Origin of the sequence: Streptomyces sp. NPDC004111, from assembly GCF_042874215.1 — a bacterium.
Lineage (GTDB): Bacteria > Actinomycetota > Actinomycetes > Streptomycetales > Streptomycetaceae > Streptomyces.
Genome location: NZ_JBIAMU010000002.1, coordinates 85600 through 101798, shown reverse-complemented (window position 1 = coordinate 101798; position 16199 = coordinate 85600). Strand labels below are relative to the sequence as shown.

At 72.9% G+C, this 16199-nt stretch carries 12 protein-coding genes and 1 pseudogene; 8 read left to right on the top strand and 5 right to left on the bottom strand.

Annotated elements, in window-relative coordinates:
- Window positions 1-86: 86 nt before the first annotated feature.
- Complete coding sequence (gene modA, locus ACFYVL_RS04945; RefSeq protein ID WP_389241396.1) at window positions 87-869, bottom strand: molybdate ABC transporter substrate-binding protein; 783 nt, start codon at window positions 867-869, stop codon at window positions 87-89.
- A gap of 181 nt (window positions 870-1050) precedes the next feature.
- On the bottom strand, window positions 1051-1446 hold the full coding sequence (locus tag ACFYVL_RS04940; protein ID WP_389241395.1) for a molybdopterin-binding protein: 396 nt from the start codon (window positions 1444-1446) through the stop codon (window positions 1051-1053).
- A gap of 345 nt (window positions 1447-1791) precedes the next feature.
- On the opposite strand from ACFYVL_RS04940, the gene cqsA reads away from it, so the two are divergent.
- From cqsA to ACFYVL_RS04905, 7 genes and pseudogenes are all read left to right on the top strand, one after another.
- Window positions 1792-2985 (top strand): alpha-hydroxyketone-type quorum-sensing autoinducer synthase, encoded by a 1194-nt coding sequence (gene cqsA, locus ACFYVL_RS04935; RefSeq protein WP_389241394.1) that lies wholly within the window; start codon window positions 1792-1794, stop codon window positions 2983-2985.
- A gap of 151 nt (window positions 2986-3136) precedes the next feature.
- Entirely contained in the window at window positions 3137-3412 is a 276-nt protein-coding gene (locus ACFYVL_RS04930; protein WP_389241393.1) for an acyl carrier protein, read from the top strand.
- An 8-nt stretch (window positions 3413-3420) separates the two neighbouring features.
- A pseudogene (locus ACFYVL_RS04925) lies at window positions 3421-4704 on the top strand (beta-ketoacyl-[acyl-carrier-protein] synthase family protein); the annotation flags it as partial.
- Window positions 4705-4973: 269 nt separating this feature from the next.
- On the top strand, window positions 4974-6047 hold the full coding sequence (locus ACFYVL_RS04920; protein ID WP_389241392.1) for a beta-ketoacyl synthase N-terminal-like domain-containing protein: 1074 nt from the start codon (window positions 4974-4976) through the stop codon (window positions 6045-6047).
- Window positions 6044-6832: an SDR family oxidoreductase gene (locus ACFYVL_RS04915; RefSeq protein WP_389241391.1), complete on the top strand. Its 789-nt coding sequence runs from the start codon at window positions 6044-6046 to the stop codon at window positions 6830-6832. Before ACFYVL_RS04920 ends, ACFYVL_RS04915 begins: the two co-directional genes overlap by 4 nt.
- Window positions 6816-8693: a phytoene desaturase family protein gene (locus tag ACFYVL_RS04910; protein WP_389241390.1), complete on the top strand. Its 1878-nt coding sequence runs from the start codon at window positions 6816-6818 to the stop codon at window positions 8691-8693. The genes ACFYVL_RS04915 and ACFYVL_RS04910 overlap by 17 nt, the downstream gene beginning before the upstream one ends.
- A gap of 104 nt (window positions 8694-8797) precedes the next feature.
- Window positions 8798-9538: a DUF4232 domain-containing protein gene (locus ACFYVL_RS04905; RefSeq protein ID WP_389241389.1), complete on the top strand. Its 741-nt coding sequence runs from the start codon at window positions 8798-8800 to the stop codon at window positions 9536-9538.
- Between the two features lie 166 nt (window positions 9539-9704).
- Here the strand turns inward: ACFYVL_RS04905 and ACFYVL_RS04900 are convergent, their stop codons facing one another.
- Window positions 9705-11150 carry a glyceraldehyde-3-phosphate dehydrogenase gene (locus ACFYVL_RS04900; protein WP_389241388.1) on the bottom strand — a complete coding sequence of 482 codons (1446 nt, stop codon included), beginning with the start codon at window positions 11148-11150 and terminating at the stop codon, window positions 9705-9707.
- A 165-nt stretch (window positions 11151-11315) separates the two neighbouring features.
- On the opposite strand from ACFYVL_RS04900, the gene ACFYVL_RS04895 reads away from it, so the two are divergent.
- A complete protein-coding gene (locus ACFYVL_RS04895) occupies window positions 11316-12065 on the top strand; it encodes a spermidine synthase (protein ID WP_389241387.1) in 750 nt (249 codons plus the stop codon).
- Window positions 12066-12160: 95 nt separating this feature from the next.
- On the opposite strand, the gene ACFYVL_RS04890 is transcribed toward ACFYVL_RS04895, so the two are convergent.
- On the bottom strand, window positions 12161-14986 hold the full coding sequence (locus ACFYVL_RS04890) for a hypothetical protein (protein ID WP_389241386.1): 2826 nt from the start codon (window positions 14984-14986) through the stop codon (window positions 12161-12163).
- Window positions 14983-16095, bottom strand: coding sequence for an AAA family ATPase (locus ACFYVL_RS04885; RefSeq protein ID WP_389241385.1), 1113 nt, complete (start codon window positions 16093-16095; stop codon window positions 14983-14985). Before ACFYVL_RS04885 ends, ACFYVL_RS04890 begins: the two co-directional genes overlap by 4 nt.
- Between the last annotated feature and the right edge of the window lie 104 nt (window positions 16096-16199).

Genomic DNA, 16199 nt, shown 5'->3' with positions numbered 1-16199 from the left:
GGGCGGGACGGGCCCCGCGCGGCCGGTGGGGCGGGACGGGCCCCGCGCGGCCGGGGTGGCGGGTGGACGGGGCCCGTCCGGTCCGGTTACGGCTGCTGGAAGCCCGCGTCGCGGAGGATCTTCTGTGCCTCGGGGCCGGAGAGCCACTTCACGAACTCGGCGGCGGCCTTCTCGTTCTTGGTGGTCCTGAGCGTGGCGGCCGGGTAGGAGGCCACCGCGTTCTGCGCGTCCGGGATGTCGACGGCGTCGACCTTGTCGGTGGCCGTGGCCGCGTCGGTCTTGTAGACGAGCCCGGCGTCGGCCTCGCCCAGCTCGACCTTGCTGAGGACGGCCCGGACGCTCGGCTCCTGGGAGACCGGCTTCACGGCGACGTGCTGGGCGTCCAGGATCTTCTTGCTGTACCGGCCGACCGGCACCTCCGGGGCCGCGAGCACCACCTTGAGGTCCTTGTTCGCGAGGTCCTTCAGGGCCGCGACCTTCTTCGGGTTGCCCTCGCCGGTGGCGATGACGAGCCGGTTCTTCGCGATGACGGCCGGGGTGCCGGTGTCGGACTTCAGCCCGTCCATCGTCTTCTGGTCGGCGGTGACCAGGGCGTCGGCGGGCGAGCCGTTCTTCACCTGCGAGGCCAGCTCCTGGGAGCCGGCGAAGGAGAAGGTCACCTTGGTGCCGGGGTGCGCCTTCTCGTAGGCGGCGCCCGCCGTCTTGAACACGTCGGTGAGCGAGGCGGCGGCGAGCACGGTCAGCGCGGCCCCGGAGTCCGGGGCGGCCGACTTCTTCTCCTCGCCGCCCCCGCAGGCGGCGAGCGGGACGAGCAGGGCTGCGGTCAGAACGGCACTGGCGGTGCGGCGTCCGGTGACGGCGGTCTTCATACGGGACAACTCCTTGCGTGCAGAAAGCTGCGCGAGGTGGAACCGAGGTGGAACAGCTGCACAGGGCATGTCAACTGCGCAGGGCGGGACGGTGGTGCGGGGCGCGGCAGGGGTGGCGGGACGGCGGTGCGCGGGTGCCGGGTGGCGCGGCGGCGCCGGACGCGGTGGGCAGCCGTACCGGTCAGGTGCGGTCGATGTGCACGCTGGTGGACTTCACGCGGGCGGTGGCCTGCATGCCCACTTCGAGCCCCAGCTCCTCGACGGCCTCCCTGGTGAGGAGCGAGACGAGCCGGTGCGGCCCGGCCTGGATCTCCACCTGGGCCGCCACGTCGCCGAGTTTGACCGCGGTCACGATGCCCGGAAAGGCATTGCGGGCCGAGGTGTAGGAGGAGTCCTCCTCGCCGGTGCCGTTCTGTGCGACCTCGACGGAGAAGGCGGCCAGATCACGCCCGTCGATGAGACGACGGCCGCTGTCGTCGCGGTGGGTGGCGACCCGGCCCGCGTCCGCCCAACGGCGTGCGGTGTCCGGGCTGACGCCGAGCAAACGGGCCGCCTGGCCGATTGTGTAGGACTGCATGTGCGGCAAGATAATCCACTTTATGGCGCATCTGCAAAGGTCTGTGCGATTTGACATGGCAGATACCAGGAAGCTCGGAGGATTACCCGAAGGGATTCCCTTGCGCACCCAAGGGAGTGAAGTCATTTTCGGCCATTCTCCAGGAACGTTTCTGCAGATGTGCCCCTGAACTGCATTGATCATGCTTCAACAGCCCTTTTGGACATATGTCCTAGGGATGGCCTGGTACATGGCTGATTCTTTTCCCCCCTACAGTCTTGCCGTCCCGTCAACCACAGCGCAGCCGGTGCACCCTTACCGGTCATCGGCCCGCGCCCGTGAATCCGACAATTCGTGCGAGGTGTGATGTCCGGCGAACTCTCGTTCCTCCAGGAACGGTTGCAGGCGTGGCAGATCCGGCAGGCGAGCTGGGGCGGCCCCCTCTACCGGGGCCGCGCGACGCCGAAAAGCACCGACCTCACGCTCATGTCCAACGACTACCTGGCGCTCGGCAGCCACCCCGCCGTGCTCGACGCCCAGGTGCGCAGCCTCCGGGACCAGGGCAACGGCGCCCTGATGTCAGGGGTCTTCACCACGGACTCCGACCCGCTGCGCCACCTCGAAACATCGCTCGCCGGCTGGCTCACCGCACCCGCGGTCATGCTCTGCCAGTCCGGCTGGACCGCGAACGTCGGTCTCATTCAGGCCATTTGCCGGCCCGGCGCCCCCGTGTACATCGACGAACTCGCCCATGCCTCGCTGTGGGAAGGCATCGCCGCAGCCCGCGCCGTCGCACGCCCCTTCGCGCACAACGACACCGACCACCTCGAACGCTCCGTCCGCGCCCACGGCCCCGGGCTGATCGCCTTCGACACGCTCTACAGCGTCACCGGCGACCTCTGCCCGCTCCTGGAACTCACCGCCGTCGCCCGCCGCACCGGCTGCGACCTCGTCGCCGACGAGTCCCACACCCTCGGGGTGCTCGGCTTCCAGGGCGCCGGACTGGTCGACGCGCTCGGCCTCACCGACCGGGTCGCCTACCGCACGGCCAGCCTCGCCAAGGCCTTCGCGGGCCGCGCGGGACTGATCGCCTGTGCGCGCGAGGTCGCCCACTACCTCCCGTACCACTCCCTGGGGGCCGTCTTCAGCTCCACCCTGCTGCCGCACGACGTGGCGGGCCTGGCCACCGCGCTGGTGGTGCTCGCCGGGGCCGACGACCGCCGGATGCGGCTGGCGCACAACAGCCGCCGGCTGCGCGAGGGGCTGCGCGAACTCGGCTACCACATCGCCCCGAGCGAGAGCCAGATCATCCCGCTCCAGCCCGGCACCGAAGCGGGCGTGCGCCGGCTCCAGCAGGCGCTGGACGCCCGCGGCGTGTTCGGCGCCGCCTTCGTCCCGCCGTCCGTGCCCGCCCGGCGCTGCGTCCAGCGGCTGTCGGTGCACAGCGAACTCACCGACGCCGACGTCGACCGGGTGCTGGACGTCTGCGCGGACGTACGCGACGAGGTCGGCCTGCGGGAGTGGAGGTCCACCCGACGGACGGCCGCCGTCCTCTGCTGAACAGGGCGCCCCCGGGCCCGTACCGCCGCCCGAGCCAGTGCGCGGCTGCGGCGCCCAGCCGAACCCGGCGCCCCCCCCGAACCCGGCGCCCCGCGGAACACCGCCGGGCCGCCCTTCCCCGCCACTTCGAGAGAAGAGAGCCCTGACAGCCATGCAGACCACCGAAGTCCGCCCCTTCCGGATCACCGACGACGCCCGCCAGAGCCGGATCACCGACATCGTCTGCGACCGCCTGGAACTGGAGCCCGACGAGCTCGGCGAGCGGGACCGGTTCGTCGAGGAGCACGGTGCGGACTCCCTGGCCCTCATCGGCGTACTGGCCGCACTGGAGAAGGAGTTCCGGGTCACCATCGACCAGAACGAGATGCCGCGCATGACGCACCTCGCGGGTGTGCGGCAGGTGCTGGCCGAGACGGCGGGCTGGTAGCGACGACGATGACCGACCGCTCCCGTCTCCCCTCCACCGCCGCGGCGGCCCGCACGCGCGGGCCCCGCCCGGCTCGCACACCCGCGCCCCGCCGGGTCGTCGTCACCGGACTCGGCGTCCTGTCCAGCATCGGCACCGGCACCGCCGACTTCACCGCAGGGCTGCGTGCCGGACGCAGTGGGGTCAGCCCCATCACCGCGTTCGACACCACCGGGTTCGCGCACGCCAACGGCTGCCAGGTGCCCGACTTCGACCCGGCGCGGATGCTGCGCCGCATCGCGCCGGCCGAGTACGGGCGGGCCGCCCAGTTCTCGGCCGCCGCCGCCCGGATGGCCGTCGAGGACGCCGGACTGACCGAGGACGACCTGCGCGGCGTGCGCTGCCAGATCTCCGTCGGCACCACCGACGGCGAGTCCTACGACCTCGACCGGATCACCGAGACCCATCTGCACGGCGGGCCCGGCGCGGTCACCGGACGGGCCGCCCGCCGCATCCCCGCCGCCCGGCTCGGCATCGCCGCCGCCCGCGAACTGCGGCTGGCCGACGCCGAGGTCCTCACCATCGGCACCGCCTGCTCGGCCGGCAACTACTCCATCGGCAACGGGCTCGACGCCATCCGGCACGGGGACGCCGACCTCGCGCTGTGCGGGGGCGCCGACGCCTTCTGCCGCAAGACGTTCGCCGCGTTCTACCGCCTGGGCACCATCGCCCCCGACCACTGCCGTCCCTTCGACACCCACCGCCAGGGCATCCTCACCGGCGAGGGCGCCGGAATGCTCCTCCTGGAGAGCCTCGACTCGGCGCTCGCCCGCGGCGCCCACATCTACGCCGAGGTCCTCGGGTACGGGCTCAACTGCGACGCGTACCACCCCGTCGCCCCGCAGGAGGACAGCGTCGCCCAGTGCCTCCAACTCGCCCTGGACGACGCCGGGGTGAAGGCCGCGGAGGTCGACCTGATCTCCGCGCACGGCACCGGAACCAAGGCCAACGACGTCACCGAGAGCCGTGCCGTCAGGCGGGTCTACGGCGACACCCCGCCCCGGACGATCTCCCTGAAGTCGATGCTCGGCCACACCATGGGCGCGGCCAGCGCACTCGGCGCCATCGCCTGCTGCCTGGCGATCACCCACAGGTTCGTGCCGCCCACCATCAACCACCGCACCACCGACCCGGAGTGCGCGGTGGACTGCGTGCCCAACCGGGCGATCGGGGCCGACCTGCGCATCGTCCAGAACAACGGACTCGCCTTCGGGGGCAATAACGCGGCGGTCGTCCTGGGCCGCTACGACGCCCGGCACGAGAACCGGCCCGCAGGCCCGGACGAGAACAGGTACGCGGGCGCTTACGAGGACCGGCGGACGGGCGTGCAGGACAACCGGCCGTCAGGCGCGCAGGACAACCGGCCGTCGGGCGCGCAGGAGAACCGGCCCGTCGGCCCCCGCGGGCCCCGCCCCGCGCCCCGGCACGGCGAGCGCCCCGGGAGCCGCGACGCGTTCCGCCACGGCGAGCGGTCCGAGAACCGCCGCCGCGTCCCGTCCTGACCCCCGCGAGGAACGAGCCCATGAACATCACCGCCTGGTCCGCGCTCTCCCCGTACGGGCGCGCCGCCGCAGACTTCACCTCCGGGGTCAGGGCCCGCCGGCCCGCCCTCTCCCTCGTACCCGGACAGGAAGGCCAACTGGGCTGCCTGGTACCGGACTTCGAACCACGTGCCGTACTCGGCAAGAAGGGCACCCGGGACATGGACCGGGTCACCGCGCTCGCCGTCACCGCCGTCGGCGACGTCCTGGCCGACGGCCGCACCGAGGCCGGGCCCGACACCGCCCTCGTCCTCGGCACCACCACCGGCAGCGTGCAGTCCATGACCGACTTCACCCGCTCCTCGCTCACCGGCGACCGCCCCTACGACGTCGAACCCGGGGTCATCCCCAACAGCGTGATGAACTGCGCCGCCGCCCAGTGCGCCATCCGCCACCGCATCCAGGGGCCCAACACCACCCTGGCGGGCGGCCGGGCCGGCGCGCTGCTCGGGCTGCTGTACGCCCGGCGGCTGCTGCGGGCGGGCCGCGCCCGTACGGTGCTGGCCGGCGGGGTCGAGGAGTACTCGCCGGCCCGCGCCTGGCTGGAGGCGCGCAGCCGCCGCGGCACGGGGGCCGCCGACGGCGGCCGGGCGGCCGTCGCCGCTCCCGTGGTCATGGGTGAGGGGGCCGCGGTGCTGCGGCTCGGCGCGGCCGGACTCCCCTCGCCCGTACCCCCGCTGGCCAGCGTGCTCGCCGTGCACACCCGGCAGGTTCCCGAGGGCGAGGAGCCGGGGGAGACGGTGCGGGCGACCGTGGTCGGGGCGCTGGCCCGGGCCAGGGTCGCCGCCGCCGACGTGTGGGCGGTGAGCGGTTCGGGCCTGGACGAGGCGGAGGGGCGGGCGCTGGAGCGGCTGTTCCCCCGGCAGGTCCGTGAGCAACTGCCGGACCTGGGCGCCCTGTTCGGCGACACCGGCGCCGCCTCCTCCGCCCTTCAGCTGGCCGCGGTACTGGCCTCGGCGGGACAGGCCCCCGGCGGGCACGCGGTGATCACTTCGGTGGACGGACAGGGACTGGTGGCGGCGGCGGTGCTGCGGATGGGAGAGGAAGCGCGATGAGCACGGAGAGTACGGGCGGGACGGGCACCACCGGCGCGGTGGGCACGGGCACGCGCAAGGTGGCGCTGGTCAGCGGCGGGTCGCGGGGCATCGGTGCGGCCGTCGTGCTGCGGCTGGCCGAGGACGGCTGGGACGTCGGGTTCTGCTACCGCTCCGACGAGGAGGCCGCCCGCCGGGTCGAGAAGGAGGCGGGTGAGCACGGTGTGCGGATCCTCGCCGTCCGGGCCGATGTCGCCGATCCGGCCGAGGCCAAGGAGTGGGTGGCCCGCACCGAGGACGGACTCGGCCCGGTCGGCGCGGTCGTCGCCAACGCGGGCGTCACCCGCGACCGGCCGCTTGCCCTGATGAGCGACGACGAATGGCACCAGGTCCTCGACACCAACCTCGACGGCGTCTTCCACACCTGCCGGGCCGCCGTCTTCCCCATGCTGAAGCGGCGCTCCGGCTGCGTCGTCACCCTCTCCTCGGTCGCCGGGGTCCACGGCAACTCCGGCCAGACCAACTACAGCGCGGCCAAGGCCGGGATCATCGGCTTCACCAAGGCCCTGGCCAAGGAGGTCGGCCCGCACGGCATCCGTGCCAACGCCGTCGCCCCCGGGCTCATCGACACCGACATGACCGACGCCCTGCCCGACCGGGACCGCGACCGGCTCCGCAAGGCGGTGGCCCTGCGCCGCTTCGGCACCGCCGCCGAGGTCGCCGACCTCACCGCCTTCCTGGTCTCGGACCGGGCCTCGTACGTGACCGGCAGCGTCCTGGAGGTGCACGGTGGCCTCGCACTCTGAGCAGTCCGAGCGCTCTGGGTACTCCGAGCGCTCTGAGCACACCGAGCAGTCCGAGCGCTCCGAGCACGCCGCACACACCGGCACCGAGCGCACCGAGCACACACGCGGGCCCGTACCCGCCCAAGGCGCGAACCCCGCCCGTACGGCGTCCGCGTCCACGGCATCCGCGTCCACGGCCTCGGCCCCCGTGTCCGGCTTCGACGCCGTCGTCGTCGGCGGGGGGATCGGCGGGCTCGTCTGCGGCGCCTACCTCGCCGTCGCGGGCCTGCGGGTCCTCCTCGCCGAGCAGCACGATGTGACCGGCGGCAACGCGCAGGTCTTCCGCCGCCGCCGCGCCTACGAGTTCGACGTCGGCATGCACTACGTCGGCGACTGCGGGCCCGACGGGCTCCTGCCCGCCGTCCTCGGGGGCCTCGGCATCGGCTCCGACCGGGTCGCCTTCCGCCCGCTCGACACCGACGGCTTCGACCGCATCGTGCTGCCCGGCACCACCGTGGACGTGCCCGTCGGCTGGGACGCCTACCTGGGCCGGCTGTGCGACGCCCTGCCCGCCGAGCGGGACCGGCTGACGCGCTGCGTGGGGGTGCTGCGCGCGGTCGCCGCCGACCTCCGCAGCGGTATGACCACCCCGCCGGGCGCCGCCCGCGCCCCCATGTCCAGCGCCCTGCTGAGCTGGGGCGGGCGCACCCTGGGCGAGCTCTTCGACGACTGCGGCCTCGGACCGGCCGCCCGCACCCTGGTCTCCGCCCAGTCCGGCAATTACGGAACCCCGCCCTCCACCACCCTCAACTCCACCCACGCCACCATGCTCGACCACTACCTGCGCGGCGCGTACGCACCGGTCGGCTCGGGCCAGACCATGGTCGCCACGCTCGTCGAGGTCATCGAGGCGTACGGCGGCCAGGTCCGCACCCGCTGTCCCGTCGAGCGGATCCTCGTCACGGACGACCGGCGGGTGGCCGGGGTGCGGCTCGCGGGCGGCGAGCAGGTGCACGCGCCGCTCGTCGTCTCCAACGCCGACTACCGGCGCACCGTGCTCGACCTCTGCGGCGGCCGGGGCTTCTCCCCCGCGGTCGTGGAACGGACCCGCCGGGCCACCATGCGGGCTGCCGTGGCCACCGCGTACATCGCCCTCGACCACCCGCTCGACCTGCCCAACACCAACATCTGGTGGTGGGCGCACACCGACGTCGAGGGCGCGTACGCCTCGGCCCTGCGCGGCGGGGACCCGGCCTTCGCGTTCCTCTCCTTCGGCTCCCTCAAGGACCCCGGCAGCCGTTCCGTCTGCCCGCCGGGGCACAGCAACTTCCAGGTCATGACCCTGGTGCCGCCCCTCGAAGGCCCGCCGGGACGCTACCGCCGCGACCCCGGCTACGAGCGGGGGAAGGCGCGGCTGCGCGACGCCCTGGTGGACATCGCGGAGTCGGCGCTCGGCCCGTTCCGCTCGCACATCACCCATCTGGAGACCGCGACCGCCCACACCAACCACCGCTACGTCCAGGGCGGCTCGGGCACCCCGTACGGCTTCGACGACTGGGGCGGGCACGGCCGCCGCCCCAGCATCCGCACCGGCGTCCGGGGCCTGTACGCGGTCGGCGCCAACTCCAGCTTCGGCGCGGGCATCCTCGGCACCGCCCTCAGCGGCATCTCCGCGGCCGGCCGCATCCTGGAGCGGCCCCTGCTGTCCGAGGTCTGCGCCGGTGCGGTCCTGGCCGACCCGGCACGCCTGCCGCACCGCGACCCCGGCTTCGACCCGCTGCGGATCTCCCGCGGACTGGCCCGCAGGGACGCCCGCGGACTGCCGCGCCTGTACCTCGGGACCCCTCCTGAGCTGCGAGAAGGAGAAAAACTAAAGCGTTAGTGGAACGTGAGTGGAACGACAAGGCAGGGCCCGAAGCTGAAGTCAGAGCGGATGCCCGAGCGGGGCATCCCGCCGATTCCACCGCATCTCCCGGGAGCCCCCACATGCGTCACACCGTCCGTCGCCCCGTCGTCCTCGCCGCCACCGCCTTCGCCGCGCTCAGCCTGACCCTCACCGCCTGCAACGACGGCAGCGGCGCGAAGAGCGCGGGCACCTCCGCCCCGTCCGCCGCCCAGGACGGTGCGAAGGACTCCGCAGCCGGCACCGACACGGCCGGCAAGGACGCGACGGCCGGCGACAAGGCCGAGGGCAAGGACGACAAGACGGGCGGCCAGGAGGAGAAGGCCGGGCAGGGCACCTCCGGCGGCAAGGCCCCGGCCACCCAGGCCGGCAGCAAGGCGTCCAAGAAGGGCAAGGCCCCGGCCTGCACCGTCAACGACGTGAAGATCAGCGCCGCGAAGCAGGACGGCACGCCCACCACGCACATCACCCTGACCGCGAAGAACACCTCGGGCCGCGCCTGCACCCTGCTGCAGTACCCGCTGCTGGCGTTCGGCGACATCCAGACCGCCAAGGACGTCCCGGCCGTCGCCAAGAGCAAGCCCGGCACCCCGGTCGTGCTCCAGCCCGGCGCCCCGGCCTACGCGGCCGTGCGGGTCAACAACGGGGGCCGCGAGGAGGAGAACCACGCCGTGAACTCCTTCAACGTGAACCTCTTCGCCGCCGACGGCCCGGCCGAGGGCAGCAAGGTCGTCTCGGTGGCGGGCGGCATCGCGGTCGACGACGCCGTGGCCAAGACCGGCTACTGGACGCCGGAGCTGCGCAACGGCGCCGACGAGTTCTGATCCGGACCGGCCGATCGGGCCGAAGCACCTTCGGGGGCGTTCCGCTGCGGCGGAGCGCCCCCGTCGGCGTACCGCCCGGCCGTGCGTCCGGGGCGGGCGGGCAACGGCGAACGGCGGGCGGAGGGGCCGAAGCCGCTCCACCCGCCGTCGCTCACCGCTCGTGCCGTCAGGCGACCGGCGCCGGGAAGGTCGGGTACTCGACCCCGGAGACGTGCTGGACGACCCGGACGACCTGGCAGGAGTAGCCGAACTCGTTGTCGTACCAGAGGTAGAGGATCGCGTCGTCGCCCTCGGCCTTCAGCGCGCCCGCGTCCACGATCGACGCGTGGCGGGAGCCGACGAAGTCGCTGGAGACGGCGTCGGGGGCGCTGATGAAGTCGATCTGGCGCTTCAGCGGCGAGTTCAGCGACACGTTGCGCAGGTAGTCGAGGACCTCCTCGCGGGTGGTCTCGCGGGCCAGGCGCAGGTTCAGGATCGCGATCGACACGTTCGGGACCGGAACGCGGATCGAGCTGCCCGTGATGGTCGCCTTGAGGTCCGGCAGCGCCTTGGCGACCGCGGAGGCGGCGCCCGTCTCGGTGATCACCATGTTGAGCGGCGCGGACCGGCCGCGACGGTCCGAGCTGTGGTAGTTGTCCAGCAGGTTCTGGTCGTTGGTGAACGAGTGGACGGTCTCCACGTGGCCGCGCAGCACGCCGAACTCGTCCGCCATCGCCTTCAGCGGCGGGACGATCGCGTTGGTGGTGCAGGAGGCGCAGGACAGGATCTGGTCGTCCGGCTTGATCGTGTCGTGGTTGACGCCGTGCACGATGTTCGGGACGTCGCCCTTGCCGGGGGCGGTCAGCACGACCTTGTCGATGCCGGGACGCAGGTGCTTGGAGAGCCCCTCGCGGTCGCGCCAGCGGCCGGTGTTGTCGATCAGGATGGCGTTCTTGATGCCGTACTCGGTGTAGTCGACCTTGGTCGGGTCGTCCGAGTAGATCATCTTGATCGCGTTGCCGTTGGCGTAGATCGTGTCGGTCGCCTCGTCGACCGTGATCGTGCCCTGGAACTGACCGTGGATGGAGTCACGGCGCAGCAGCGAGGCGCGCTTCACGATGTCCTGGCCCGCACCCTTGCGGACGACGATGGCGCGCAGCCGCAGGCCGTTGCCGGAACCGGCCTTCTCGATGAGCAGCCGGGCCAGCAGGCGGCCGATCCGGCCGAACCCGTACAGCACGACGTCGCGCGGCTCGCGGCGCTCGATCTTGTTGGCGCCGGTGGCGCCTGCCACGGCCTCGGCGGTGAACGCCTCGACCGACAGGCCGCGGTCGTCGGCGCGGTGCGCCTCGGCGAGCAGGCCGATGTCGATCTGGGAGGGGCCGAGGTCGAGCGTGGTGAGCGCTTGGAGGAAGGGAAGGGTCTCGGTGATCGAGAGCTCCTCACCGGCTATCTGGCGGGCGAATCGGTGGGTCTTGAGAATGCTGACCACCGACTTGTTCACCAGAGAACGGCTGTGCAGCAGGACCGTCACGTCCCGCTCCCGGTGCAGCTTGCCGATGATCGGAATCATCGACTCCGCGATCTCCTCGCGGTTCTTCCAGTGGGTGAACGAGTCGTCGTTGACAGTCACAGGTTTCTCTTTCGAGCTAGGCGGCGCTCATATGCTAACCCGACCGGTTTTCACCTGCGCAGGGTGGTGTCCTCCCGGAGCGCGGGCGCCCTGGAACTCGCGGGGCGGGGGCGTCGTTAGTGCCGGGTGAGCGGCCCACAGGGACGGCCGCGGAAAGGACCGCACATGTCAGCCCACGCTCTCCACGCCGGCCCCGGCCCCCGGCACGACGACCCCGCCGAAGCCGTCGACGTCGACCGCAGGCAGGGACCGTACGGCGAGGTCGCCCTGCGCAGGCGCGGCGAGACGTACGAGATCATCGCGAACGGCTGCTTCCTGATGGACACCTCCGACGGGCGCTCCGAGCGGCTGCTCGTCGACGCGGCGTACGACGCCCTCTGCGCCCGGCCGGCCGGTTCGCCTCCGCCCTCCGTGCTGATCGGCGGCCTCGGCGTCGGCTTCTCGCTCGCGCACGCCGCCGCCCAGGACCGGTGGGGCCCGGTCACCGTGGTGGAGCGGGAGGAGGCGATCATCGACTGGCACCGCGAGGGGCCCCTGTCCGCCGTCTCCGGTCCCGCCCTCGCGGACCCGCGGGTGACGATCCTGCACGCCGACCTCGTGGCCCATCTGCGCACTCCCGCCGACGAGCGGGCGGACGCCGGCCCGGCCAGGTACGACGCCCTGTGCCTGGACATCGACAACGGGCCCGACTGGACCGTCACCGACGACAACCGCAACCTCTACACCCCCGCCGGCCTGGCCGCCTGCCGCACCCGGCTGAACCCCGGCGGCGTGCTGGCCGTCTGGTCCGCGCAGCCCTCGACCGCCTTCGAGGAGGCGCTGCGGGAGGCCGGCTTCACCGACGTACGGACCGAGGAGATCCCGGTGGCCCGGGGCGTGCCGGACGCCGTGCACCTCGCACGCCGCCCGGCCTGACCCGGCACGCGCCGATCCGGTCCGATCTCCCGAGCCGGAGAGGCCCCGGTCCGCGGCATCGCCACGGACCGGGGCCTCCCACGGCCCGGCCGGTCTCACACCCCGGCCAGCAGCACCTCCAGGGCCTGCGCGGTGACCGGGTGACGGTCGAGCAGCACGGCGCCCGCGCCGCCCGCCCCGGCCGCAGCCCACTCGCCCTCGCACCCCAGCAGCGCGGCGACCGCGTCGCACGTCGCGGGGTGCGCGGCGAGCAGGGCCGCGCCCCGGCCGCCCTCCGTACGGGGCTGCCGCGCCCCCGGGGACACGGCGGGCCCCGCCTGCCACGGCGGCACCCACGCGTCCAGCTCCGCGAGCCGCCCCGGGAAGGTCCGCCCGGCCTCACGGATCAGCGGGGCCGCGAGTTCCGCACCGTTCGCCCGCAGTGACGTGATCAGGGTCGGCAGCCACGGCAGCAGCACCGGGTCCGGCAGCCGGGCGAAGGCGTTCGACACCGCCTCCACCACGAACCCGGTGAGCGCGGGCACCGGCTCCAGCGCGTGCACGAAACCGCTGAGGTAGCGCGGACAGGACGGCACCACCAGCGGGTCCGCCAGCAGCGCGTCCCACTTCTCCCGCAGCCCGTCGAGGGAGAGACCGCCGAGGTGCGAGCGGGCGGCCCACAGCAGCGCCGTCTTCTCCGGCCCCTCCGGGTGCGACTGGGCGACCGCGAGCTCCAGTTGGTGCCGGTCGCAGCCCAGCGACAGCGCCAGGCCCTCCATGCTGAACAGGAAGCCCAGCATCGCCGCCACCTGCCGGGGCGTCGCGTCGTCGTCGGTGAACGCCATCGGCAGCAGGGTGCAGTAGTGCGCGTACCCCGCCTTGGCGAAGGACTCGATCCACCCCGGCAGCACCGGCTCACTGGTGCGGTAATGGGCCAGCAGCCGCCGCACCCGGCGCAGCACCTCCGGCGCCCCGTCCACACTGCGCTCCGCCGACAGCACCTCCAGCGCGCGCACCCCCAGCTCGTCGGCGAGCCGCCGGCTGCCCAGGTACAGCGTCGCGTCCTCGACGGCCTCCAGCACCACGGCCGCCGTGGCCCGCGGGGCGTACGCGGCGCGCCGCAGCCGCTGCTCCAGCACCTGCTCGATGCTGACACCCTCGTACCCCAGCTCGATCAGCGCCCGCTGGTGGGTGCCCAGCGCCAGGTCCCAGGACTCCTGGATCGACCGCTCGCCCAGCTTCCGCTCGCCCATGATCGGGCGGGCCGTGCCGTGCGGCATCAGCCGGCGCAGCATCCACAGCACGTCGGAGCAGCGCGCGAGCTCGGGACGGGACGCGATGTCCAGCAGGGCGCGCTGGACCCCGCGCTGCTGGAGCTTGAGGCCCAGCGGGGCGAGCCGGTCGTGCACGTCCCTGGCCAGCGGCGGCAGCGCGTCGTACCCGACCTGGCCGATCCGGTCGCCGCCCATCATGATCTCCACCAGCCGGCGCACGTCCCGCCGGCCGGGCACGGATTCCTTCTCGATGCAGGTGACCGCCGCGTCCTGGAAGTCGTACGGCGTCGGCCTCGCCCGGTCGCGCATCCCGGCCAGCAGGATCGACGTCTCGAACACGGCGATGGCATCGGCGGTGGACGCCAGGTAGCCGTTGCGGCGGGCCGCCCGCACGATCTCCACCGACCAGCCGAGCAGCTCCGCCTCGTCCAGCCGGTCCAGCTCGGGAGGCTGCTCCAGGAAACCGGTCAGCCTGTCCTCGGCGGGTGCCGGAGCGGCGGCGGGCCGTCGAGCGGCCTGGGCCGCCGCCCGCTTCCCGGGCTTCGCCTTCCGCGCCCCCGCCTGCCCGGCCAGCCGGTAGGGCTCCACCCGGGTGCGCTTGAGGTTCTTCGCCCAGAGCGTGGCCGCGATCGACACCGAACCCGCCGTGAGACCGAACTGCGCCTCGATCGCGGCATGGCTGGACGGGATCAGCCCGTGCTGCCACTTCGTCGCGGTGCGTGGTGATATGTCGAAGGTGTCGCTGCCGTGCAGCCCGAACTCCTCGACCCGGCTGGCGGCGTGGAAGGCGCCGCAGACGTAGAGGCAGTCGCCGGGGTCGGCGCCGCCCGCGGCCAGGTGTTCGCGCATCCGGGTCCACATGTAGCGCTCGCGGTCCTCGTCCACACCGACCCGGTCCGGATCACCCGGTGCCAGGCGCCGGAACAGACTGCCGATCAGGAACATCACCTGGCGGTACGTGTCGTGGTCGGCGCCGCCGAGAGGCAGCTCGACGTACTGGTGCCACCACTCGCTCCAGTGCCGGACCCTGCCGTGCCGCAGCAGGTGCTCCTCCAGTTCGGCGAAGCGCGGACGCAGATCGCCGATCTTCACCCCGACCGCGTCGCCGTGCAGCGCGGCCTCCTCCTCGGCGGGCGGCGCGTCGGCCCCGTCCTCCCCGGCCGCTTCGGGCGCCCGGCGCGCGTCCCACTGGAAGACGTGGTCGGTGGAGCGGTCGACGAGGACCAGCTCCACTCCCGGCGTGTCCAGCGCGTAGGAGATCGCCTGGTACTCGGCGGAGGCCTCGGTGATCGGCGCGACCACCGACAGCGGTGCCCACTCGGCGGGGAACCCGTCGATCTCGCCGGCGAACGCCTGCAGTGCCACCGGCAGCCGGCAGTTGCGCAGCTCGGTCAGGAGCGGCGCCATGTCCTCGCACAGCTCCAGGAACACCACCTTCGGCTGCTTCTCCCGCAGCCGGCGGGCCATCGCGAGCGCGGACGCGGGGGAGTGGTGGCAGACCGGGAAGATCTCCAGCGGTTCGGCCGCCGCCCGGTCGACGTCGTCGACGATGCCCCGCAGGATGTCCGCCAGGGAGCCGGGCCCGTCCGCGAACGTCTCCGCGGCCCCGCCCAGCTGCGTGCGCAGGGCGGAGAAGGTGCCCTCGGTGGTGCCGACGGCGCCCGTCACGACAGGGTCGCGATCGCGTCGCGGCCGCCCTCCAGGAACTCCGGCCAGGCACCGCCCTCCTCCTTGCTGCGCGGCTCGACCACCCCGTGCAGGTACTTGTTGAGGATGGCGAGGTCCTCCGGCTCGCGCCGGGCCAGCGAACCGACGAGCGAGGACGCCAGGGTGCGTGCGGTCAGGGTCTGTTCGCCGAAGAAGTTGCTGTGCAGGATCGCGTCCTCCAGCACGCCGATCTGCTCGGCGCTGGAGAGCGCCGACTCCAGCTTCTCGTCGTCGCTGCCGGCCGCCGCCGCGGAGGCCCGCAGATCGGCGAAGCTCTGCAGCAGTACGTCGAGCAGGTTGGGCGGCACCTCCAGGTCCAGCTGGTGGCGGCCGAGCAGCTCCTCGGTGCGGAACCGGACGATCTCCGCCTCGCTCCTGCGGTTCGTCACCACCGGGATGCGGACGAAGTTGAACCGGCGCTTGAGCGCCGAGGACAGGTCGTTGACGCCGCGGTCGCGGCTGTTGGCGGTGGCGATCACCGAGAATCCCGGCTTGGCGAAGACGATGTTCTCGCTGTCCAGCTCCGGCACCGAGATGTACTTCTCGGACAGGATCGAGATCAGCGCGTCCTGGACGTCGCTGGTGGAGCGGGTCAGCTCCTCGATCCGGCCGATCGTGCCCGTCTCCATCGCCGTCATGATCGGGGACGGGATCATCGACTCCCGCGACTGCCCCTTGGCGATCACCATGGACACGTTCCACGAGTACTTGATGTGGTCCTCGGTGGTACCGGCGGTGCCCTGGACCACCTGCGTGGAGTTGCGGCTGATCGCGGCGGCCAGCAGCTCCGCCAGCCAGCTCTTGCCGGTACCCGGGTCGCCGATGAGCAGCAGCCCGCGGTCTGAGGCCAGCGTGACGATGGAGCGCTCGACGAAGCTGCGGTCGCCGTACCACTTCTGCGAGATCTCCCGGTCCAGGCCGTCGGAGCGCTCGGAACCCAGGATGAACAGCCGCACCATCTTGGGCGACAGCCGCCAGGAGAACGGCTTGGGGCTGTCGTCGACCGACTCCAGCCAGTCCAGCTCCTCGGCGTACTTGGTCTCGGCGGGGGCGCGCAGCAGATCGGACATAGGTGGGCCTTTCTGGGGATTGTGGTCGTGTGGGACCGGGTTTTGGGCAGTGCTGTGCTGAGGCAGGGGCGTAGCTGAGGCAGGGGCGCGTACGGGAGGCGCCG